Source organism: Staphylococcus simulans, from assembly GCF_002902285.1.
Lineage (GTDB): Bacteria > Bacillota > Bacilli > Staphylococcales > Staphylococcaceae > Staphylococcus > Staphylococcus simulans.
In genome coordinates, this window is the sequence record NZ_PPRU01000040.1 from 15834 (window position 1) to 38562 (window position 22729).

The 22729-nt window shown below is 35.9% G+C and carries 20 protein-coding genes; 16 read left to right on the forward strand and 4 right to left on the reverse strand.

Annotation, left to right across the window (positions count from 1 at the left end; all coding sequences use genetic code 11):
* Positions 1-106 precede the first annotated feature (106 nt).
* The 6 genes from CD112_RS09605 to CD112_RS09630 all read left to right on the forward strand — a co-directional run bounded on the left by CD112_RS09605 (position 107) and on the right by CD112_RS09630 (position 7853).
* Positions 107-409 (forward strand): YerC/YecD family TrpR-related protein, encoded by a 303-nt coding sequence (locus CD112_RS09605; RefSeq protein ID WP_023015874.1) that lies wholly within the window; start codon positions 107-109, stop codon positions 407-409.
* Positions 410-539: 130 nt separating this feature from the next.
* Positions 540-1229 (forward strand): heptaprenylglyceryl phosphate synthase, encoded by a 690-nt coding sequence (pcrB, locus tag CD112_RS09610; protein WP_057510588.1) that lies wholly within the window; start codon positions 540-542, stop codon positions 1227-1229.
* A 1-nt stretch (position 1230) separates the two neighbouring features.
* Entirely contained in the window at positions 1231-3426 is a 2196-nt protein-coding gene (pcrA, locus tag CD112_RS09615; protein ID WP_057510589.1) for a DNA helicase PcrA, read from the forward strand.
* A gap of 3 nt (positions 3427-3429) precedes the next feature.
* A complete protein-coding gene (gene ligA, locus CD112_RS09620; protein WP_070626222.1) occupies positions 3430-5433 on the forward strand; it encodes an NAD-dependent DNA ligase LigA in 2004 nt (667 codons plus the stop codon).
* 19 nt (positions 5434-5452) lie between these two features.
* Positions 5453-6652 carry a CamS family sex pheromone protein gene (locus tag CD112_RS09625; RefSeq protein ID WP_002481680.1) on the forward strand — a complete coding sequence of 400 codons (1200 nt, stop codon included), beginning with the start codon at positions 5453-5455 and terminating at the stop codon, positions 6650-6652.
* A 157-nt stretch (positions 6653-6809) separates the two neighbouring features.
* Positions 6810-7853 carry an NAD-dependent formate dehydrogenase gene (locus CD112_RS09630; protein ID WP_060803968.1) on the forward strand — a complete coding sequence of 348 codons (1044 nt, stop codon included), beginning with the start codon at positions 6810-6812 and terminating at the stop codon, positions 7851-7853.
* Between the two features lie 105 nt (positions 7854-7958).
* On the opposite strand, the gene putP is transcribed toward CD112_RS09630, so the two are convergent.
* Complete coding sequence (gene putP / locus CD112_RS09635; RefSeq protein ID WP_002481678.1) at positions 7959-9497, reverse strand: sodium/proline symporter PutP; 1539 nt, start codon at positions 9495-9497, stop codon at positions 7959-7961.
* 386 nt (positions 9498-9883) lie between these two features.
* Here putP and gatC point away from each other — a divergent pair, with 386 nt between their 5' ends.
* The 5 genes from gatC (at position 9884) to rlmD (ending at position 15598) form a co-directional block, all read left to right on the forward strand.
* On the forward strand, positions 9884-10186 hold the full coding sequence (gene gatC / locus CD112_RS09640; protein ID WP_002481677.1) for an Asp-tRNA(Asn)/Glu-tRNA(Gln) amidotransferase subunit GatC: 303 nt from the start codon (positions 9884-9886) through the stop codon (positions 10184-10186).
* On the forward strand, positions 10186-11643 hold the full coding sequence (gene gatA / locus CD112_RS09645) for an Asp-tRNA(Asn)/Glu-tRNA(Gln) amidotransferase subunit GatA (protein WP_002481676.1): 1458 nt from the start codon (positions 10186-10188) through the stop codon (positions 11641-11643). Before gatC ends, gatA begins: the two co-directional genes overlap by 1 nt.
* Before the next feature lie 12 nt (positions 11644-11655).
* On the forward strand, positions 11656-13083 hold the full coding sequence (gatB, locus tag CD112_RS09650; protein WP_037556606.1) for an Asp-tRNA(Asn)/Glu-tRNA(Gln) amidotransferase subunit GatB: 1428 nt from the start codon (positions 11656-11658) through the stop codon (positions 13081-13083).
* Positions 13084-13248: 165 nt separating this feature from the next.
* Positions 13249-14169 carry a diacylglycerol kinase gene (locus tag CD112_RS09655; RefSeq protein WP_002481674.1) on the forward strand — a complete coding sequence of 307 codons (921 nt, stop codon included), beginning with the start codon at positions 13249-13251 and terminating at the stop codon, positions 14167-14169.
* Between the two features lie 67 nt (positions 14170-14236).
* Positions 14237-15598: a 23S rRNA (uracil(1939)-C(5))-methyltransferase RlmD gene (gene rlmD / locus CD112_RS09660; RefSeq protein WP_070626224.1), complete on the forward strand. Its 1362-nt coding sequence runs from the start codon at positions 14237-14239 to the stop codon at positions 15596-15598.
* Between the two features lie 105 nt (positions 15599-15703).
* On the opposite strand, the gene CD112_RS13805 is transcribed toward rlmD, so the two are convergent.
* Complete coding sequence (locus CD112_RS13805; RefSeq protein ID WP_256274452.1) at positions 15704-15829, reverse strand: hypothetical protein; 126 nt, start codon at positions 15827-15829, stop codon at positions 15704-15706.
* Positions 15830-16292: 463 nt separating this feature from the next.
* Between CD112_RS13805 and dinB the strand changes: the two genes are divergently transcribed.
* Positions 16293-17363, forward strand: coding sequence for a DNA polymerase IV (dinB, locus tag CD112_RS09670; RefSeq protein ID WP_103364220.1), 1071 nt, complete (start codon positions 16293-16295; stop codon positions 17361-17363).
* 43 nt (positions 17364-17406) lie between these two features.
* Here the strand turns inward: dinB and CD112_RS09675 are convergent, their stop codons facing one another.
* Complete coding sequence (locus CD112_RS09675; RefSeq protein ID WP_023015864.1) at positions 17407-17964, reverse strand: 3'-5' exonuclease; 558 nt, start codon at positions 17962-17964, stop codon at positions 17407-17409.
* A gap of 164 nt (positions 17965-18128) precedes the next feature.
* On the opposite strand from CD112_RS09675, the gene murT reads away from it, so the two are divergent.
* Both murT and gatD read left to right on the forward strand, forming a co-directional pair.
* Positions 18129-19445, forward strand: a complete 1317-nt coding sequence (gene murT, locus CD112_RS09680) for a lipid II isoglutaminyl synthase subunit MurT (protein ID WP_103364221.1) — start codon at positions 18129-18131, stop codon at positions 19443-19445.
* Positions 19442-20161 (forward strand): lipid II isoglutaminyl synthase subunit GatD, encoded by a 720-nt coding sequence (gene gatD, locus CD112_RS09685; RefSeq protein ID WP_023015863.1) that lies wholly within the window; start codon positions 19442-19444, stop codon positions 20159-20161. The genes murT and gatD overlap by 4 nt, the downstream gene beginning before the upstream one ends.
* 82 nt (positions 20162-20243) lie before the next feature.
* Here the strand turns inward: gatD and CD112_RS09690 are convergent, their stop codons facing one another.
* Complete coding sequence (locus CD112_RS09690; RefSeq protein ID WP_002481667.1) at positions 20244-21230, reverse strand: FUSC family protein; 987 nt, start codon at positions 21228-21230, stop codon at positions 20244-20246.
* 219 nt (positions 21231-21449) lie between these two features.
* Between CD112_RS09690 and map the strand changes: the two genes are divergently transcribed.
* Together map and CD112_RS09700 are read left to right on the forward strand one after the other, a co-directional pair.
* Positions 21450-22214, forward strand: a complete 765-nt coding sequence (map, locus tag CD112_RS09695; protein ID WP_060803962.1) for a type I methionyl aminopeptidase — start codon at positions 21450-21452, stop codon at positions 22212-22214.
* Between the two features lie 115 nt (positions 22215-22329).
* Positions 22330-22725 carry a hypothetical protein gene (locus tag CD112_RS09700; RefSeq protein ID WP_002481665.1) on the forward strand — a complete coding sequence of 132 codons (396 nt, stop codon included), beginning with the start codon at positions 22330-22332 and terminating at the stop codon, positions 22723-22725.
* Positions 22726-22729 lie beyond the last annotated feature (4 nt).

The following is a 22729-nucleotide window of genomic DNA, read 5'->3' on the forward strand; positions in this document are numbered from 1 at the left end:
TAAATTTGTATATCGCAACAATTTCTTAAGGGTCATGACTACACTTTAATGTATTAGTACGTTAAAATAGGATAAAGATGAACACAAAGAACAGGAGTTGTTTGATATGCAAATTGAGAAGTTACGCGGTAAAGCATTAGATGAGCTGTTTGATGCGATTCTAACGCTTGAAAATAGAGAAGAGTGTTACCAGTTTTTTGATGACTTATGTACTGTAAATGAAATTCAATCGTTATCACAAAGACTTCAAGTTGCTAAAATGATTAAACAAGGCTATACGTATGCAACGATTGAAAAAGAAACAGGTGCTTCTACAGCGACAATTTCCAGAGTAAAACGCTCCTTACAATGGGGTAACGACGCTTATACTGTCGTATTAGATCGCATGAATATCGAAACAAATGACTAGTTCAAAACAGAGCCTGCACATCTTATGATGTGAGAGGTTCTGTTTTTCTTTGTTTAGACATATCCGTTTAGAATCTAAGTGGTAAAAATGATATAATCAAATGTATGTTTAAAAGAAGGGAAACGGTAAAATGTACGACATAAAAAAGTGGCAACATGTATTTAAATTAGATCCTGCAAAGACAATCAATGATGAAGATTTAGATAAAATCTGTATGTCAAATACAGATGCAATTGTGATTGGCGGAACTGATAATGTGACTGAAGACAATGTCATTCAATTGATGAGTCGTGTCCGTCGTTATCCGCTTCCACTCGTCCTTGAAATTTCCAACTTAGAAAGCATCATGCCTGGTTTTGACTTCTACTTTGTCCCGATGGTCTTAAACAGCCCGGATGTACAATACCAAAATGGCTTATTGCTAGAAGCACTTAAAGAATACGGTCATATGATGGATTTTGATGAAATCAAATTCCAAGGGTACATCATATTAAATCCTGATTCTAAAGCCGCGGTGAAAACACAAGCAAAAACAGATTTAGATGAATCAGATATTGAAGCTTACGCATTGATGACGGATAAAGTCTATCAATTTCCAATCATGTACATAGAATATAGCGGCACGTTCGGAGATATGGAAATGGTTCGTACTGCAAAACAAAATGTTGAACAAGCACATGTGTTTTATGGCGGCGGTATCCGCTCATTAAGCGATGCGCAAGTTGCGGCGAAAGAAGCAGATACGATTGTCGTCGGCAATTTAGTCTATACCGATATCAAACAAGCATTGAAAACAGTTAAAATAAAGGAGTTATCTTAAGATGAATGCGTTATTAGACAATATGAATACTGAACAAAGCGAAGCAGTCCGTACAACTGAAGGACCACTGCTGATTATGGCCGGAGCAGGCTCAGGGAAAACGCGTGTTCTAACGCATCGTATCGCGTACTTATTAGATGAAAAAGGCGTTTCTCCTTATAACGTCTTAGCAATTACTTTCACAAACAAAGCAGCACGAGAAATGAAAGAACGTGTTGAAAAATTAGTAGGAGAAGAAGCACAAGTTATTTGGATGTCAACGTTCCACTCTATGTGTGTACGTATTTTAAGAAGAGACGCAGATCGTATCGGCATTGAGCGCAACTTTACGATTTTAGATCCGACAGATCAAAAGTCAGTCATTAAAGATGTGTTGAAAACAGAAAATATCGACAGTAAACGTTATGATCCGCGTATGTTCTTATCTGCCATCAGTAATATGAAAAATGAACTTAAAACAGTTGAAGACGCTGAAATTGAAGCAACAGACTTTATGTCTGATATGGTGGCACGTGTGTATGCAGGTTATCAACGTCAGCTTTCTCGAAATGAAGCGCTCGATTTCGATGATTTGATTATGACTACAATCAATCTCTTTAAACGAGTACCAGACGTTTTAGAATACTATCAAAATAAATTCCAATATATCCACGTGGATGAGTATCAAGATACTAACAGAGCACAATATACGCTTGTGAAACTATTAGCGGATAAATTTAAAAATTTATGTGTCGTAGGTGACTCTGACCAATCCATTTATGGTTGGCGTGGTGCTGATATTCAAAACATCTTGTCATTCGAGGAAGATTATCCGAATGCGAGAACGATTTTCCTTGAACAAAACTATCGTTCAACGAAAGTCATTTTAAATGCGGCCAATGAAGTAATTAAAAATAATACAGAACGTAAGCCGAAAGGGCTATGGACTGCGAACCAAGAAGGTAAAAAAATTAATTATTACCAAGCACAAAGCGAAAGTGATGAAGCACAATATGTCGTAAAAGAAATTATGCGTCAGCAACGTGAAAACAATAAATCCTTCAATGATATTGCGATTTTATATCGTACGAATGCACAATCTCGTGTGCTTGAAGAAACATTTATGAAATCGAATATTCCATATACAATGGTCGGCGGTCACAAGTTCTATGACCGTAAAGAGATCAAGGACTTATTAAGTTATTTACGTTTAATCGCAAATAGTAACGATGATATCAGTTTACAACGTATTATTAACGTACCAAAACGTGGTATCGGACCATCTTCTGTTGAAAAAATTCAAGCGTATGCCAGACAAAATGATTTAAGTATGTTTGATGCCTTAGCTGAAGCAGATTTTATCGGTTTAACCAAAAAAGTGACTAAACAAGCGATAGATTTCTATACATTGATTTCAAATTTAATCCAAGAACAAGAATTCTTAGAAGTCAGTGAAATTGTAGAAGAAGTCTTAAATAAATCAGGGTATAAAGAAATGTTGGAACGTGACCAGACTTTAGAAGCACGCAGCCGTTTAGAAAACATTGAAGAGTTTATGTCTGTTCCTATGGATTATGAGAAAAACACACCACTTGAAGAACAATCATTAATCAATTTCCTAACGGATTTATCATTAGTCGCAGATATCGATGAAGCGGATATTGAAAACGGTGTGACATTGATGACGATGCATTCTGCGAAAGGTTTGGAATTCCCGGTAGTCTTTATTATGGGTATGGAAGAATCAATCTTCCCTCATATCCGTTCTATTTTGAGTGATGATGATCACGAAATGGAAGAAGAACGTAGAATTTGTTATGTGGCGATTACACGTGCGGAAGAAGAGTTGTATTTAACACATGCGACGAGCAGAACGTTATTTGGTAAAACACAATCTAACTCAGCTTCAAGATTTTTAAAAGAAATTCCTGAAGATTTATTGAATAAGCCTGCAAGAACAGAGAGTCGTTATGCAGGAGCTTCCAGCAGTCAAAGACCTGTTAAACGCGGTCCAAGCAGACGTACAACGAAACGCTCAGAAGTGGCATCTGGAACATGGAACGTCGGTGATAAAGTGGTTCACAAAGCATGGGGAGAAGGTATGGTCAGCAATGTGAATGAGAAAAACGGTACGGTTGAACTCGATATTATCTTTAAATCTCAAGGACCGAAACGTTTACTTGCGAACTTTGCGCCGATTAAAAAGAAGGAGGACTAAGGGATGAACGATTTAGCCAATAGAGTTGAAACACTGCATCGCTTATTGAATCAATATAATCATGAATATTATGTGATGGATAATCCATCTGTACCAGATAGTGAGTATGATAAATTACTCCATGAATTGATTCATATCGAAGAAGAACATCCTGAATTTAAAACAGAAGATTCTCCGACGGTACGTGTAGGCGGCGAAGCACAAGCTACTTTTAATAAAGTGCGCCATGATACACCAATGTTAAGTTTAGCTAATGCTTTCAATGAAGAAGATTTACGTCGTTTTGATGCCCGTGTACGTGAACATGCGGGAAAAGTTGAGTACATGTGCGAATTGAAAATTGATGGTTTAGCGGTATCTTTAAAATATGAAAACGGTAGATTTGTGCAAGGGTTGACGCGTGGTGACGGAACGATTGGTGAGGATATTACAGAGAACTTGCGTACAATTCGAGCGATTCCATTAAAAATTAAAAAGCCGTTAACTTTTGAGGTGCGTGGGGAAGCGTTTATGCCGAAAGCTTCTTTTGAGCGTTTGAATAAAGAGAAGGAAGAAGCGGGCGAACAAGCTTTTGCGAACCCACGAAATGCAGCGGCTGGCTCATTACGTCAATTAGATTCAAAATTAGCAGCAAAACGCCGTTTAAGTATTTTCTTATACAGCGTCAATGACTTTACAAACTTCCATGCGACATCACAAAGTGAAGCTTTAGATGAATTAGATGAGTTAGGTTTTAAAACCAATCAAAACCGTAAACGTGAGTCAGATATTGAAGGCGTATTGGAATACATCAAGTATTGGACTGAAAAACGCCAAGACTTATCCTATGATATTGATGGTATTGTGATTAAGGTCAATGATCTTGAAGAGCAAGATGAGCTAGGGTATACACAAAAATCACCAAGATGGGCAATTGCCTATAAATTTCCAGCTGAAGAAGTAGTAACGACTTTGCATGATATCGAGTTAAGTGTCGGACGTACGGGTGTAGTCACACCGACAGCAGTATTAGAACCTGTTCGTGTTGCTGGAACGACTGTTTCTCGTGCTTCACTGCACAATGAAGATTTAATTCATGAAAAAGATATTCGTATCGGGGACAGTGTAGTGATTAAAAAAGCAGGCGATATTATTCCGGAAGTTGTGCGCAGTTTACCTGATCGCAGACCAGAAGGAACTGAAACTTATCATATGCCGACACATTGTCCAAGTTGCGGTCATGAATTAGTTCGTTTAGATGGAGAAGTCGCATTACGTTGTATTAATCCTAAATGCCCAGCACAACTTGTCGAAGGTATGATTCACTTCGTATCACGCCAAGCGATGAATATCGATGGTTTAGGTACGAAACTGATTATGCAGTTGTACGATAATGAAATTATTAAAGATGTAGCAGATTTATATTACCTTACAAAAGATGATTTGTTGCCGTTAGAACGTATGGGTGAGAAAAAAGCAGATAATCTTTTAAATGCGATTGAAGCGTCAAAAGAAAATTCATTTGAACATTTATTATTCGGTTTAGGCATCAGACATTTAGGTGTTAAAGCCAGTCAAGTAATCGCAGAACGTTTTGACAACATGGAGCGTTTGTTTGAAGTAACGGAAGAAGAATTGCTTGAAATCCATGATATCGGAGATAAGCTAGCGACTTCATTAATTACTTATTTAAATAATGAAGATATCATTGCTTTAATTGATAAACTTCGTGCAAAAAATGTTAATATGAAGTATAAAGGTATCAGAACTTCAGAGATAGAATCTGATTCAGAATTTAATGGTCTGACTGTTGTATTAACAGGTAAACTGCACAATATGACACGTACAGAAGCATCTAAATGGTTGGAAGCACAAGGTGCAAAAACGACAAGCAGTGTGACTAAGAAAACGGATTTAGTCATCGCTGGTGAAGATGCTGGATCTAAATTGACGAAAGCAGAAAAACTAGGCACAGAAATTTGGTCTGAAGCAGACTTTATCCAAAAACAAAATGAAGTTGACCAATAAACAATAGAGGAGATAGGGCATGAAGAAAACAAGTGTATTACTCATCTCTCTCTTATTGATTCTCACGGCGTGTGGCAATAAGGATGAGCAACAAAAATCAACAAAAGAACAAGAAAGTCAATCAGATTCAAGTACTGTTAAGCACATTGCGACAGATAAGAACGTTCAAGGTGATGACTATAGAACGATTCTTCCATTTAAAGAAAGTCAAGCAAGAGGTATGTTGCAGCAAACGATGGCGAATGGCTATAACGGTGATGACTTTGAAGATGGTTTATTAGAACAAAGTAAGACAGTTTTTCCAACTGACGAATACTTATACCAAGATGGTCAGTTTTTAGATAAAAAAACAATTAATGCTTATCTTGGACCTAAATACACAAAATCTGAAATCGAAAAAATGGATAAAGATGAAAAAGAAGAGAAAAATGCGAATGAAAATCTTGGTTTAAATCCATCTCGTCATGGCGAAAAGGATGAAGAAAAAATCGCAGAAAATTCACCTGCTTATCTTTCTAACATCTTAGAACAAGATTTCTACGGCAATAGTGACACCAAAGGTAAAAAAATTAAAGGCATGACTATTGGTCTTGCGATGAACAGTGAATATTATTACCAAAAAGAAAAAGACGGACCAACCTTCAGTAAGAAATTAGACCGTGCGAAAGTCGAAAAAGAAGGTAAAAAAATGGCCGATGAAATGTTGCAACGTTTACGTGAACATAAAGCATTGAAAAACATTCCAATTCACTTTGCGATTTATATTCAATCTGGAGAAAATGATATTATTCCAGGAGAATTTGTTGCAGGTGCAACGGCAGATGATGGTCAAACACGTATCAACAGTTGGAAAGATATTAATGAAAAATCAGTGCTGTTACCTTCATCAGAAGCAGCTGATTTGAATGAGAATTTAAACAATAACTTCAAACAGTTCAATGATAATTTGCAGTCATATTTCCCTAACTTTACACAAGCAGTAGGTAAAACGAAATTTGATGGCAAAAAACCGAAAAACCTTATTATTGAAGTACCGATTGATTACTATGGCAAAGCTGAATTAACTGGTATTACACAATTTATTGCACAACAAGCTGACAAATACTTCAGCAATATTGATGCCTATGAAATTCATATTAAAGATGGTAACCAAGCACGTGCTTTAATCACAAAAGGTAAAGATGATAAAAAACAAAATGTGCATATCTATAAAAGATAAATGAATAAATAAAATTATGATAAAGATGTCTTCGCATAGAAGGCATCTTTTTATGTTTTTTGACAATATATTGAAGTACTACCTAGTACAGTTTAATACAAATTTTGATGGGAAAAAGTACAATGATGTATCAAAATTAGAAACAGGTGATATATAAATGAAAATTGTAGCACTATTTCCAGAAGCCACAAAAGGACAAACAGAAAACAACGTGTTAGATGACTATACTGCGTTAAATCTACGTCCTTTTTTAGAAGAACGTGGACATGAATTGGTCGTATTGAAAGATGGAGAAGATGATTTAGATCAACATCTTAAAGATATGGACGTTGTTATTAGCGCGCCATTTTACCCTGCATATATGACAAAAGAACGAATTGAACAAGCACCTAACTTAAAATTAGCAATCACTGCAGGTGTAGGTTCTGACCATGTGGATTTAGAAGCAGCAAGCGAACATGATATTTCAGTGGTAGAAGTCACAGACTCAAACACGGTTAGTGTAGCTGAACATATTGTGATGACAACATTAATCTTAGTTAGAAATTACGAGGAAGGTCATCGCCAATCAGAAGAGGGTGGTTGGAACTTAACACAAGTAACGAACCATGCCTTTGAACTTCAAAATAAAACGATTGGTATTTTTGGTTTAGGCAGAATTGGTCGTTTAGTTGGAGAACGTTTAAAACCGTTTAACGTAGATATTATTCACTATAGACGTTCTAGCCAAGAAGATACAGACTTCTCAAAATATGTGAATTTTGATGAGTTAGTGCATAAAAGTGATGTGTTGATTATTACAACACCACTTACTCCTGAAACAGATGATTTATTTGATTATAATACAATCAGTCAAATGAAAGATGGCAGCTATATTGTAAACTGTGCACGCGGTAAGATAGTAAACAAAGAAGAAGTAGTTAAAATGATAGAAGAAAACCATCTTCAAGGCTATGGTGGAGATGTATGGTATCCACAACCTGCACCTTCAGATCATCCGTGGAGAACGATGCCGCGTAATGCGATGACTATTCATTATTCAGGTATGGTTGTTGAAGCACAATTACGTATTGAAAAAGGTGTTAAAGATTTATTAACACACTTCTTTGATGAAACGCCATTCCCTAAGGAAGATGTGATTGTGAATGGTGGTCAAATCACTAGCCAATCTTATGCGAAACATGATGATTCAAACAACTAAGCTATAAGCTTAGCAGATTAAGTGAAAAGGAAATGCAGCTGCTTATAACATAAATAGGGCAGGAACGAGAAGTTCCTGCCCATTGTATTGATTAATGATTTTTAATTAGCTATGCAAAATTTGTTTAACTTCATCTAATTCATTGACTGTACGTGTACTTGGTTTTTGTGTAAACTTGCTGACCAAGTAAGTAACTACGACACTCATAATAAATCCTGGAATGATTTCATACATACCGAAGATTTCTGAAACATCAGCCATTGGTTTGATGAAGACAATCCAAACAATAACAGTTAATGCGCCTGCTACCATACCACTGACTGCGCCAGCTCGTGTTAAACCTTTCCAATAAAGTGAGAACAAAACAAGTGGACTAAATGAAGCTCCGAAGCCTGCCCAAGCGTTACCAACTAAGTTTAAAATCGTATCGTTAGGTGACCATGCGATCCAAATTGCGACAATCGCTACAGCCATAACACTCAAACGACCGACTAATACAAATTCTTTTTCGTGTTTTTGTGCGTTTGCTTTTTTACCACGAATCAATTTATAGAAGTCTTCAGTTAATGAACTTGATGTTACAAGCAGTTGTGAAGAAATCGTGCTCATAATTGCTGCTAAAATGGCTGCTAATAAGAAGCCACCGACTAATGGATGGAATAAAATCTGACTCATGATAATAAATAGTGTTTCTGGATCGTGAAGTGTAACATTGTAGTCTGGCACAAATGCGATACCAGTCAAACCGACTAAACATGCACCCGCAAGTCCGACTGCCATCCATAAAATTCCAACACGACGCGCAGTTGGTAAGAGTTTAAAAGATTTAATCGACATAAAACGAACGATAATGTGAGGTTGACCGAAGTAACCTAACCCCCACGAGAAGAGTGAGATAATACCTAAAACAGTAGTTCCTCTGAATAAGTCCAAATTAGTAGGTTTCATATCTGCGATTTGTGAGAATGTATCCCAACCATTTAATTTTAATAAAGCTACGATAGGAACCATAACCATCGCAATCAACATGATGACACCTTGGAAGAAGTCAGTAATTGAAACAGCTAAGTAACCGCCTAAAAAAGTGTAAAAAATAACGATAACAGCTACCATAATCAAGCCGTATCGATAATTCAGTCCGAATGCAGTTTCAAATAATTTACCTCCAGATACAAACCCGGAATGCGTATATAACGTAAAGAAAACGACAATAATGAGACCAGAGATAATTTTAATAATGTTTGAATGATCATCTAATCTATTTTTGAAAAAGTCTGGCAAGGTAATCGCATTGCCTGCAATTTCTGTGTAAACACGTAATCTTGGTGCGACAATAAAGTAATTCAAATATGCTCCCAGTGTTAAACCGATCGTAATCCAAATTGCGGATAATCCTGTCGCATAGACAGAACCAGGCAATCCCATAATCATCCAGCCGCTCATATCAGAAGCTCCGGCTGACAGCGCTGTAATGTACGGGCCGATGTTTCGGCCTCCCAACATATATTCGCTTAAATTTCCCGTTGACTGTTTGTAACCATAGATACCGATGATAACTAGAATGATAAAGTATACACCAATCATGATGTATGTTTGCCAGTCAGCATCGATTTGGCTACTCACTGAAGTACCTAAAATAAACATCGTGGTTTCCCCCTTTTTCTCATTGATGATTCAATGTATACGCATTATTATACAACAATTCTGAAAAAAGGGAATAGTTATTTTATAACATTGTTAAATATAAACCGCTCAACTGTGGCATTTTAAACGCTTTCTGTAATGAAAAGGTTTTCAATGCTTTAAAGCACATTAGTAGTATTTTTATAATTTTGAATGTATAAACGTTCATATTACATCAAAGCTTCTGTTGAATTAATGGTAATGATTTGCAATTGAAGTTCAGAATGATTAAGTTAAAGGGGAGTCATTACCTGATATGTGGGTATTTTGAACTAAAAAATTTAGATTTTTGACAGTTTTTTTGATACAATTTTATGATGAAGTATTAATAAGGAGGCAGTTCATTAATGGCTAGAGTATCACGTGAAGAAGTTGAACATATTGCAAATTTGTCTAAACTTCATATTTCACCAGAGGAAACAACAGAAATGCAAGACACATTAGAAACAATCCTAAACTTTGCCCAACAAATCGATACAGCTGATACAAGCGATGTAGAACCGACGTATCACGTATTAGATTTACAAAATGTATTAAGAGAGGATAAAGCAGTTAAAGGCATTCCTCAAGAGCTTGCGCTCAAAAATGCAAAAGAAACAGAAGATGGTCAATTTAAAGTACCATCAGTTATCAACGGGGAGGATGCGTAATGTCTATTCGTTATGAATCAGTTGAAAAGTTAAGCGAAATGATTAAGAACAAAGAAATCAAACCTTCTGAAGTTGTAAAAGATATTTATGATGCAATTGAAGAAACAGATCCGACAATTAAATCATTCTTAGCTTTAGATAAAGAGAATGCAATCAAGAAAGCTGAAGAGCTGGATGAATTGCAAGCGAAAGACCAAATGGAAGGTAAACTCTTCGGTATCCCAATGGGTATCAAAGATAACATTATTACAGAAGGTCTAGAAACAACATGTGCAAGTAAAATGTTAGAAGGCTTTGTACCGATTTATGAATCAACAGTAATGAAAAAATTACATGCTGAAAATGCAGTATTAATCGGTAAATTAAATATGGACGAATTTGCAATGGGTGGTTCAACTGAAACTTCTTACTTCAAGAAAACAGTTAACCCATTCGATCATAAAGCAGTGCCAGGTGGATCATCAGGTGGTTCAGCAGCAGCTGTAGCAGCAGGTTTAGTTCCATTCTCATTAGGTTCAGATACTGGTGGATCTATTCGTCAACCAGCAGCATACTGCGGTATCGTGGGTATGAAACCGACATACGGTCGTGTATCACGTTTTGGTTTAGTTGCATTCGCATCTTCATTAGACCAAATCGGACCTTTAACACGTAATGTTAAAGATAATGCAATTGTTTTAGAAACAATTGTAGGTGTAGATAAAAACGATTCTACAAGTGCTCCAGTTGAAGATAATGACTTCACTTCAGATATCGGTAAAGATATTAAAGGTATGAAAATTGCTTTACCTAAAGAATATTTAGGTGAAGGTGTATCTGATGAAGTGAAAGAAGCGGTACGTAACGCTGTTGAAATTTTAGAAGGTGAAGGTGCAATCGTAGAAGAAGTATCATTACCAAATACTGGCTATGGTATTCCATCTTACTATGTTATTGCATCATCAGAAGCTTCATCTAACTTATCTCGTTTCGATGGTATTCGTTATGGTTACCATTCAAAAGAAGCACAAACATTAGATGAACTTTATAAATTCTCACGTAGTGAAGGCTTCGGTAAAGAAGTTAAACGTCGTATTTTACTTGGTACATTCGCGTTAAGTTCAGGTTACTACGATGCTTACTACAAAAAATCACAAAAAGTCAGAACGTTAATTCGTCAAGACTTTGACAAAGTATTTGAAGACTATGATGTAGTCGTTGGTCCTACAACACCAACAGCTGCCTTCAACTTAGGTGAAGAAATCAATGATCCGTTGACAATGTATGCAAACGACTTATTAACTACTCCAGTTAACCTTGCCGGCTTACCAGGTATTTCAGTACCTTGCGGACAAACTAATAACAGACCGATCGGATTACAGTTTATCGGCAAACCGTTTGATGAAAAAACACTTTACCGTGTCGCTCATCAATTCGAACAACAATACAACTTACATGATGCATATCAAAATTTATAAGGAGTGTTAATGATGCATTTTGAAACAGTCATTGGACTAGAAGTCCACGTTGAACTGAAAACAGATTCTAAAATGTTCTCTCCATCACCAGCACATTTCGGAGCAGAACCAAACACAAATACGAATGTGATCGACTTAGCATACCCTGGTGTGCTTCCAGTTGTAAACGAACGTGCCGTTGACTGGGCAATGCGTGCTGCAATGGCATTAAATATGGAAATTGCGACTGAATCTAAATTCGATCGTAAAAACTATTTCTATCCAGATAACCCGAAAGCTTACCAAATTTCACAATTTGACCAACCTATCGGGGAACATGGTTACATTGATATCGAAGTAGATGGTGAAACAAAACGTATCGGTATCACACGCCTTCATATGGAAGAAGATGCGGGCAAATCAACACATAAAGATGGTTATTCATTAGTAGACTTAAACCGTCAAGGTACACCGTTAATCGAAATCGTATCTGAGCCCGATATCCGTTCACCTCAAGAAGCTTATGCTTACCTTGAAAAATTACGTTCAATTATTCAATATACTGGCGTATCTGACGGTAAAATGGAAGAAGGTTCATTACGTTGTGACGCTAACATTTCATTACGTCCATATGGTCAAGAAGAATTCGGTACAAAAGCTGAATTGAAAAACTTGAACTCATTCAACTATGTACGTAAAGGTTTAGAATATGAAGAAAAACGCCAAGAAGAAGAACTATTAAATGGCGGCGAAGTACTTCAAGAAACACGTCGTTTCGATGAGTCTACTGGTAAAACTATCTTAATGCGTGTTAAAGAAGGTTCAGATGACTATCGTTACTTCCCAGAACCAGACATCGTACCATTATACATTGACGATGCATGGAAAGAACGTGTACGTCAAACAATTCCAGAATTACCAGACGTACGTAAGAAAAAATATGTTGAAGAATTCGGATTACCTGCGTATGATGCGCATGTCTTAACATTAACGAAAGAAATGTCTGATTTCTTCGAAGAAGCAGTTGAGCATGGCGCTGATGTAAAATTAACTTCTAACTGGTTAATGGGTGGCGTTAATGAGTACTTGAACAAAAACCAAGTTGAACTTCAAGATACAAAATTAACACCTGAAAACTTAGCTGGTATGATTAAGTTGATTGAAGACGGCACTATGAGCAGTAAAATTGCGAAAAAAGTCTTCCCAGAATTAGCTGAAAATGGCGGAGATGCTAAACAAATCATGGAAGATAAAGGTTTAGTTCAAATCTCAGATGAGTCTGTATTATTAAACTTCGTAACAGAAGCATTAGATAATAACCCTCAATCTGTTGAAGACTTCAAAAACGGTAAAGGCCGTGCGAAAGGCTTCTTAGTCGGTCAAATTATGAAAGCGTCTAAAGGTCAAGCCAACCCTCAAATCGTTAACAAATTATTACAACAAGAATTAGATAAACGCTAATTGATTGTATAACCTGCAGTGATTACTGATTGTAATCTCTGCGGTTTTTTTATTTTGATAAGGTGGTTTCAAAAACGAATTTCATTGATTTCAACCATTAATACTTTCAACTGAAGCGGAAATCATTTAAAATTGAAATTGAGTAAAAATGATGAGGGATTATTTATGAGAAAACGAGCTAGAATTATTTATAATCCGACTTCAGGCAAGGAATTGTTTAAAAAAATGCTTCCAGAAGTCTTGATTAAAATGGAACAAGCAGGATTTGAAACAAGTGCATATGCAACGCAAAAAGCAGGAGATGCGACGATTGAAGCAAAACGCGCATTGCATGAAGATTATGAAATGCTCATCGTTGCTGGTGGTGACGGCACATTAAACGAAGTGGTTAATGGGATAGCCGAACATCCGAATCGTCCTAAAATCGGTGTCATCCCAATGGGAACGGTAAATGATTTTGGTCGTGCCTTACATTTACCCACTGATATATTAAGTGCAGTAGATGTCATTATTAAAGGACATACAGTTAAAGTAGATATCGGTAAAATGAATAGCCGATATTTTATTAATTTAGCTGCAGGTGGACGTATTACTGAAGTCTCTTATGAAACTTCTAGTAAATTAAAAACATTTGTTGGACCATTTGCTTACTACATCAAAGGTATGGAAATGTTGCCGCAAATGAAAAATGTAGATGTCCGTATTGAATATGATCAAAAAGTCTTCCAAGGTGAAATTCTTTTGTTTTTACTTGGACTGACGAATTCAATGGCAGGCTTTGAAAAATTAGTGCCAGATGCGAAATTAGACGACGGTTATTTTACGTTGATTATCGTTGAAAAAGCGAATTTAGCAGAACTGGGTCATATCATGACTTTAGCTTCAAGAGGGGAACATATTAAACATCCGAAAGTCACATATGAGAAAGCAAAATCAGTTAATGTATCATCTTTTGAACAAATGCCACTTAATGTAGATGGGGAGTATGGTGGTCAATTACCTGCCAATTTCTTAAATTTAAAGCAGCATATTGAAGTATATACACCAGCTAATGTAGATAATAAAGAATTAATTGAACAAGATTAGAGAAGTAAGCAGATGAAAGGTTAGGACTTAATCACAAGCCTGACCTTTTTTCTATGGAGGTTACAGTGTGGAAACATTAAAGAAAAATCAAATCTTTACAGGCGAGGTTATCGACTTAACGCATGAAGGACATGGTGTAGTCAAAATAGACCGTTACCCAGTCTTTGTGCCGAATGCCTTGCCTAATGAAGAAATTGAATATAAATTAATCAAAGTAAATAAAAACTTTGCGATTGGTAAATTATTAGAGATTCATAAAGAAAGTGCTGAACGTGTGACGCCTCCATGTGTTTACTATAACAAATGCGGAGGCTGCCAGCTGCAACACTTAGATTATCAATCACAATTAACAATGAAACGTAATCAAGTTGTGAATCTATTTCACCGTAAAGGAAAGTTTGAGCAAACGGTTATCAATGATACAATCGGCATGATGAATCCTTGGAACTATCGAAATAAATCACAAATTCCTGTCGGCTTGAATAAAGAACAAGAAGCGATTATGGGCTTCTATCGCCAACGCAGTCACGATATTATTGATATGGATGAATGTATTATTCAAGACAGCATTCAAAACCAATTGATGCGTTCGATTCGTGCCTTACTAATAGAGCATGACGTATCCATTTATAATGAAAGAAAGAAACAAGGTTTATTACGTCATGTCATTATTCGAGTAGGCCATGTCTCACGTGAAGTGATGATTATTTTTGTGACGAACGGTAAAAAGTTTAAACAAGCTAAACCGATTGTTGAGAAATTGGTCAATGCGATGCCGAATATTAAAAGTGTCATTCAAAATATCAATGAAACACATTCAAATGTGATAATGGGCAAAACATCAAAAACATTATATGGTAAAGATGAAATTATTGATGAGTTGGATTCAGTGGAATTTGAAATCAGCGATCAGTCATTCTATCAAATCAATTCATCACAAACAGTTAAATTATATAATCAAGCGATGAAATACGCACAATTAACAGGCGAAGAAACAGTACTTGATACGTATTGCGGTATAGGTACTATTGGATTATATATGGCAGATAAAGCGAAACATGTCTATGGTGTTGAAGTCGTTCCTGCCGCAATTGAAGATGCGAAGAAAAATGCACAATTGAATGGCTACGATAATACAACTTTTGTCTGCGGTAAAGCTGAATCAGTGATTTTAGACTGGAAACAACAAGGCATTCAACCTGATGTTGTCATGGTCGATCCGCCACGTAAAGGTTGTGACGAAACATTCTTAAACACACTGTTAGAATTAAATCCGAAACGCATTGTCTATATTTCATGCAATCCAGCTACACAACAACGTGATGCCCAAATTCTTGCGCAAAACTATGCTTTAAAAGAAATCACGCCTGTCGATATGTTCCCACAAACAACACACATTGAGACAGTAGCATTGTTTGAAAGATTATAATCAAAAATTATGTATATCGAAACAACGAGGTTTTTCACATAGAAGATGCCTCGTTTATTTTGTGCAGTTATGTATAAGAAAGAGGCTAGGTGTCTTTGTTGAATATTAGTTATCATTATTTTCTTTTGAAGTCGTTTCTCCGCCTTTACGGCCGATTTCTTGGAAATGTTCTGAACTGTATTCTTCAGCTGTTTTTTCTCCACCTTTATGTCCAGCTTCTTCGTGACTCATTTTATTTTCATCGTTTGATCCATTGTTAGAATTTGATTGATTATTGTCTGATTGTGATTGACTTGTGTTAGATTGAGCTTCTCCGCCTTTTTGACCAATCTCTTGGAAGTGTTCTGAGTTGTATTCTTATGCTGTTTTTTCTCCACCTTTACGTCCAGCTTCTTCATTACTCATTTTGTTTTCATTGTTTGTCATATTGAATCCTCCTTCTAACATGATTTGGCGACTAAAGAACAATTAAGTACTCGAGTCTAGTTAGTTATATCTTTTTATAATAAAGTCAAACAAAAAACAAATGAATTCTTTTTGTTAAGGTAATGTAAAGTTAATATAATTAATAATTACTGAAAATAATTAACGTATTTTAGTGAAATTCAAAAATGTCATAGGTAATAAATAATTAAAGCTTGCCAAGATAATATATAATAGATGATAAGTACATTGTTTAATGGAGGTGAATGGTATGGAAGAGCGACGTATTGTGCATATCGATATGGATTATTTTTATGCGCAAGTAGAAGTGAGGGATAATCCTAAATTGAGAGGGAAGCCTGTCATTGTCGGAGGAAAGGCAAGTGGCCGAGGCGTTGTGACAACGGCCTCATATGAAGCGAGAAAGTATGGGGTGCATTCTGCGATGCCAATGGCACAAGCACATAAACTTTGTCCGAATGGTTATTATATTCAACCTCGCTTTGATGTTTACAGAGCAACCTCTAAAGAAATTATGGATATCTTTAAAAGTTATACTGAAGTCGTTGAACCGTTATCGCTAGATGAAGCTTATTTAGATATCACGAATCTGGTACGTCCGGATCTTCCAGCATCTGCCATTGCACAGTATATTAGAAATGATATTTGGGAAAAGACCGGATTAACCGCTTCAGCCGGCATCTCCTACAATAAATTCCTCGCTAAACTCGCCAGTGGTATGAATAAACCGAACGGTATGATGATTATTAATTATCAAAATGTCCACGAGATATTAATGAACTTAGATATCGGCGGTTTCCCAGGTGTCGGTAAAGCAACCAAAGCCATTATGCATGAACATGGCATCTACAACGGTAAAGACTTATATGAAAAAGATGAACGCGAATTAATACGGATATTTGGTAAACGTGGACATGGATTATACGAGAAAGCCAGAGGACGCGGCACTAATATTGTTAAAGCACATCGTATCCGTAAATCAGTCGGCACTGAAAGAACCTTTACAACTGACGTTAATGATGATGAAGAAATATTATTGAAAGTCAGAGAGTTAAGTGAGAAGACAGCAGAACGATTGAGTCGTATTCAAAAATCAGGCAAAACTGTAACGGTAAAAATTAAAACACATCAATTTGAAACATTATCGAGACAACGTAGCTTAAGAGATCCGGTTAGAAATGAGATTGATATTTATAATATTGCTTATACACTTTACAACGAACTTAAAGATCCAGAGGTACCAATCAGGCTAATTGGTGTAACAGTGGGTAATTTAGAAAAAACAGAATATCAAAATATGTCGATATATGATTTTCTTTAGAAAAAATAACCGGTTGAACATTTATTCAGGTAAGTTCAATCGGTTATCCTTTATCTGTTAAATTTTTACCATAGACTGCAAGCATGTCAGATAAACTGTTGTAGTGCTTCAGTAATCTAAAAGTTATCATGGCACAAGCTTTCGCATCATTTAAAGCATCATGGTGTCCATGAAAATCTAAATGATAATAATCCATCATGTATTTTAAACCGTACCGTCGGTTATTAATGGTTCTACGAGCAAGTTGTAGTGAACAGAAGTAAGTCATATTAGGTGTCTGTAAACCTAAGGCTTGAATGCTGGCATGCATTACTGTCATATCAAATGCGGCATTATGCGCAACAACTGGTAAATTATCTATAAACTGCATCATGTAAGGCAACACAAAATTGAAGTCAGGCGCTGTTTCAACATCTTGAGGTTTAATGCCATGTACATTGATGTTTTGATTAGAAAAGTAGTCCTTAGGATTCACTAATGTATAAAACGTTTCAACAATTTCATTTTCAACTACTTTAACCATACCGACGGAACAAATACTTGTACGCTTACCGTTTGCGGTTTCAAAGTCCAACGCAACAAATGCATTTTGGTGTTTCAAAAGTAATTCGACCTTTCTATATGTGATGATTTAAGTAATAAAATACTACTGGATAGGAAAGTGAGAGTCAAGTGTTTGACTTTGATAGTGTTTATAGAATATTTTTAATTAAAGTCTGAGACGTGTTATAATTATTCAGGTTGATATTTAGAGGAGTGAAGCGAATGAGACAATGGACGGCGATCAACTTAGCCAAGTTAGCGCGCAGAGCCAGCCGTGCTGTAGGGAAACGCGGTACAGATTTACCAGGGCAAGTAGCCAGAAGAATTGATAAAAATATATTACGAAATTTAGCAGAACAAGTCGATGATGTTGTATTTATTAGTGGTACAAACGGTAAAACAACTACGTCGAATTTAATAGGTCATACATTAAAGGCCAATAATATAAAAATAATTCATAATAATGAAGGTGCGAATATGGCTGCAGGGATTACATCTGCATTCATCGTACAATCTCAACCAGATACAAAAATCGCAATTATTGAAATCGATGAAGGTTCTATACCAAGAGTGTTAAAAGAAATGACACCGACAATGATGGTCTTCACGAACTTCTTCCGCGATCAAATGGATCGCTTCGGTGAAATTGATATTATGGTTAACAACATCGCAGAAGCCATCAGTCATAAAGGCATTAAACTATTATTGAATGCCGATGATCCATTTGTGAGTCGTTTAAAAATTGCGAGTGAATCTAATGTCTATTACGGCATGAAAGCACATGCACATGAGTTTGAACAAAGTACGATGAATGAAAGCAAATATTGTCCGAACTGTGGTCGCTTATTAGTGTATGATTATATTCACTATAATCAAATCGGTCATTATCATTGCGAATGTGGTTTTAAACGTGAGCAACCGAAGTATGAAGTGTCTAAGTTCACAGTATCACCTTTTATTCATTTAACGATTGGTGATACAACATTCGATATGAAAATTGCTGGTGACTTTAATGCTTATAACGCCATCGCAGCGTATAGTGTTTTACGTGAATTAGGTTTAAATGATGAATCTATCCGTAAAGGCTTTGAAACATATACATCAGATAATGGACGTATGCAGTATTTCAAATCAGGTTCAAAAGAAGCTATGATTAATTTGGCGAAAAACCCAGCAGGGATGAATGCAAGTTTATCTATGGGCGAACAGCTTGAAGGCAAAAAAGTCTATGTCATCAGCTTAAATGACCATGCGGCAGATGGCAGAGATATTTCATGGATTTACGATGCTGACTTTGAAAAACTAAGCGAACAAGGTATAGAAGCAATTATTGTCACAGGTAATCGTGCTGAAGAATTACAATTACGTTTAAAACTTGCTGAAGTGGATGTACCAGTTATTGTAGAACGTGATATTTATAAAGCGACAGCTAAAACAATGGATTATCCAAGTAAGACTGTCGCAATTCCGAACTATACATCACTTGCGCCGATGTTAGAGCAATTAAACCGTTCGTTTGAAATGAGGGAACAAAGATGAATGAATTAACGTTATATCATTTTATGACAGATAAATTGAATTTATATAGCGATATCGGTAATATCATCGCATTAAAACAACGCGCAAAATGGCGCAATATCAAATTGAACGTTGTTGAAGTCAATGAAACAGAAGGTGTAACTTTTGATGGATGTGATATCTTCTTTATCGGCGGCGGCAGTGACCGTGAACAAGCGCTTGCGACGAAAGAATTAAGTAAAATCAAAAGTAAATTGAAAGATGCCATAGAAGAAGGAATGCCTGGATTAACAATTTGCGGCGGTTATCAATTCTTAGGTAATAAGTACATCACACCTGATGGGACAGAGCTTGAAGGCCTAGGTATTTTAGATTTTTATACACAATCTAAAAAAGAACGTCTGACAGGTGATATTGTCATTGAAAGTGATACATTCGGAACAATTGTCGGTTTTGAAAATCACGGCGGCAGAACGTATCATAACTATGATACATTAGGAAAAGTAACGCATGGATTTGGTAATAACGATGAAGACGGTAAAGAAGGCATTCATTATAAAAACTTGTTAGGCACTTATTTACATGGCCCGATTTTACCGAAGAACCATGAAATTACAGATTACTTATTAGAGCAAGCATGTATTCGTAAAGGTATTCCATTTGAACCGCGTCAATTGGATAATACTGCAGAAGAAGCGGCTAAACAAGCCATTGTCGATCGCTTTGAAAATAAATAAGAAATACAAGATAGCACTAAAAGCTATAATTTAAATAAAAAGGTCACTTTTTGAAAATCAGTTCAAAAAGTGACCTTTTCTGTTAAGCATAACGTTCATCGAGAATACGATAAGTCATGAGAATTTCATAAATGATATGGCTTTTAACTTGTTGTTTTTCAAATTCATCTAAACGAATCACACTGCGTTTTAATATTTCAGCATCTTCATCTACACGTTCAAAACCACCTGTTTCTATAATTTCACTGATACTTTCTGCGATGTTCAAGATAGCTGTTTGTTCAGCTTTCGTGAAGTGAAACTTAGTGTTCTTAGGCAAATAGACAATGTTAGATAAATGGGTAATAAACAGGCGATCTGTATGTGCACGATTAGACAGTGCTTTAAGTTTAACCCAATCTTCTTGGTCTTTGTGGTATTCTAATTCGTCTTTTTGGTAACGAATTAATGTGTCTACTCGCAAGATGGCTGAAAGTAATTTTTCTAATTTTTGATTAGTTTTAGTAGAATTAAATTTTTCATTCACCAATTCTTTTAAACGTAGACTATAGAGATGATACATATCTGTTTCAACTTTTTGTGCGTTCTCAGCAACTTGATGGTAGTATTTCGGCGGTAAAACAATTAAGTTTACCAAACCAGCTGTAACCAAACCGATGACCGCTGTTAAAAGTCGTGAGAAGAAATTAAATAAATAATGATCTCCAATACCTGGTATCATGGCCATAGCGGTTAAAGTCGCAACTGTAATACCATCATGTAATTTTAATTTTGCGCAAATAAAGATTGTACAGGTGGCGCTCATCGCATAAGCAAGTGCTGATTTATCACTGAAAATATACGTAAAGAGTACAGCTAAGAGCGCACCGATAACAGTCGCAGGCAAACGTTTATATCCTTTTTTGAGTGATGCTTTTGCGGTTGGTTCAATGGTGACGATGGCGCTTAAAGTGGCATAAATCGGGTTAAGATTGAGCGCCATGCAAAAGAAGGCTGTCAAAAATGTGGCAAGTCCAGTTTTGATAGTTCTTGCGCCGATAATTTTGCGATACCATTTGTCTTGTGTCATAAAAAAATTTACCTCACTTGATGTCGGCAACTTTGTTGCAACATAGTTCCATTTGCAGTTATTAACGAATGAACTGCTTCTTACAGATTTAGTATAACAAACATTTTTTGCTATAATAAGAAAGAATGAGTGTTAATTATGATAATTTCGTATCATAATGAGACATATAAGCGCACGTGCGCTGCATTATCAATTATTGAATAAGGAAAGGGATCGCACATGATTGTAAAAACAGAAGAAGAATTATTAGGCTTAAAAGAAATCGGATATATTTGTGCATTAGTCAGAGATACAATGCAAGAAGCAACAAAACCGGGTGTAACAACTAAAGAATTAGATAACATTGCTAAAGATTTATTTGAACAACACGGTGCTTTGTCTGCACCTATCCATGATGAAAATTTCCCTGGTCAAACTTGTATCAGTGTAAATGAAGAAGTGGCACATGGTATTCCAGGTAAACGCAAAATCCGTGAAGGGGATTTAGTTAATATAGATGTATCTGCATTAAAAAATGGATATTATGCAGATACTGGTATTTCATTTGTTGTGGGTGAACCAAGTGACCCGATGAAACAAAAAGTATGTGAAGTTGCTGAAGAAGCGTTTGACAATGCAATGAAAAAAGTCAAACCAGGTAGCAAACTAAGTCAAATCGGTAAAGCAGTACACGCAACTGCACGTAAAAATGATTTGAAAGTTATCCGTAACTTAACAGGTCATGGTGTAGGCAGTTCACTACATGAAGCACCTAATTACGTTCTAAACTACTATGATCCAAAAGATAAAACATTACTAAAAGAAGGTACTGTGATTGCAGTAGAACCTTTCATTTCTTCTAATGCAACATTTGTAACTGAAGGTAAAAATGAATGGGCTTTTGAAACAAGCGATAAAAGTTATGTCGCACAAATCGAACATACGGTTATTGTGACGAAAGATGGTCCATTATTAACAACGAAAATAGATAAAACAGAAGAATAATTCCTTGGTATTATGGGAATTAGGACTAAAGTATGAAAGTAAAATGGTTCCAGAGCCTATCGTGAGGCGTCTGGAATTATTTTATAATGGAATCAATCATAAATGAGGTGATTCCATGAATATCATAGCAATTTATTTAGACAAACTTTATCACACTACAGTTAAATACAGTATTACGAATTGCCAAGCGCATTTAAACAGAAAGTTACATTCAACTAAACAATATATCGCTTATTTAAACCGCAAAAGACAAAATATCGTGGCATATATTGAACAATTGACAACTGAAGTAGAAAATAAATACATCGATTTGATGGATCAATATCAAATCAGCAATGTACAACGCATGGAAAATATCAATAATGCAGAGTTGTCTGCATTAATGCATGACTTAAACGAAGCAGAATCTGATTGTGCAAGAATTGAAGCAGATTTATCAGAGCAAAATAAAACACGTATTACGCTTGAAAGAGAATGTGATATGATTGCACAAATGAGTTTAGTTGCATAGAAAA

What these genes read in the sequence shown, in the direction of transcription:
- CD112_RS13805 (WP_256274452.1), bottom strand. Translation starts at nt 15,829, where the DNA reads ATGAGTCACGAAGAAGCTGGACATAAAGGTGGAGAAAAAACAGCTGAA.
- map (WP_060803962.1), top strand. Translation starts at nt 21,450, where the DNA reads ATGATTGTAAAAACAGAAGAAGAATTATTAGGCTTAAAAGAAATCGGA.
- CD112_RS09700 (WP_002481665.1), top strand. Translation starts at nt 22,330, where the DNA reads ATGAATATCATAGCAATTTATTTAGACAAACTTTATCACACTACAGTT.
- gatD (WP_023015863.1), top strand. Translation starts at nt 19,442, where the DNA reads ATGAATGAATTAACGTTATATCATTTTATGACAGATAAATTGAATTTA.
- dinB (WP_103364220.1), top strand. Translation starts at nt 16,293, where the DNA reads ATGGAAGAGCGACGTATTGTGCATATCGATATGGATTATTTTTATGCG.
- murT (WP_103364221.1), top strand. Translation starts at nt 18,129, where the DNA reads ATGAGACAATGGACGGCGATCAACTTAGCCAAGTTAGCGCGCAGAGCC.
- gatB (WP_037556606.1), top strand. Translation starts at nt 11,656, where the DNA reads ATGCATTTTGAAACAGTCATTGGACTAGAAGTCCACGTTGAACTGAAA.
- gatC (WP_002481677.1), top strand. Translation starts at nt 9,884, where the DNA reads ATGGCTAGAGTATCACGTGAAGAAGTTGAACATATTGCAAATTTGTCT.
- gatA (WP_002481676.1), top strand. Translation starts at nt 10,186, where the DNA reads ATGTCTATTCGTTATGAATCAGTTGAAAAGTTAAGCGAAATGATTAAG.
- CD112_RS09655 (WP_002481674.1), top strand. Translation starts at nt 13,249, where the DNA reads ATGAGAAAACGAGCTAGAATTATTTATAATCCGACTTCAGGCAAGGAA.
- ligA (WP_070626222.1), top strand. Translation starts at nt 3,430, where the DNA reads ATGAACGATTTAGCCAATAGAGTTGAAACACTGCATCGCTTATTGAAT.
- CD112_RS09690 (WP_002481667.1), bottom strand. Translation starts at nt 21,230, where the DNA reads ATGACACAAGACAAATGGTATCGCAAAATTATCGGCGCAAGAACTATC.
- putP (WP_002481678.1), bottom strand. Translation starts at nt 9,497, where the DNA reads ATGTTTATTTTAGGTACTTCAGTGAGTAGCCAAATCGATGCTGACTGG.
- CD112_RS09625 (WP_002481680.1), top strand. Translation starts at nt 5,453, where the DNA reads ATGAAGAAAACAAGTGTATTACTCATCTCTCTCTTATTGATTCTCACG.
- pcrA (WP_057510589.1), top strand. Translation starts at nt 1,231, where the DNA reads ATGAATGCGTTATTAGACAATATGAATACTGAACAAAGCGAAGCAGTC.
- CD112_RS09605 (WP_023015874.1), top strand. Translation starts at nt 107, where the DNA reads ATGCAAATTGAGAAGTTACGCGGTAAAGCATTAGATGAGCTGTTTGAT.
- CD112_RS09630 (WP_060803968.1), top strand. Translation starts at nt 6,810, where the DNA reads ATGAAAATTGTAGCACTATTTCCAGAAGCCACAAAAGGACAAACAGAA.
- pcrB (WP_057510588.1), top strand. Translation starts at nt 540, where the DNA reads ATGTACGACATAAAAAAGTGGCAACATGTATTTAAATTAGATCCTGCA.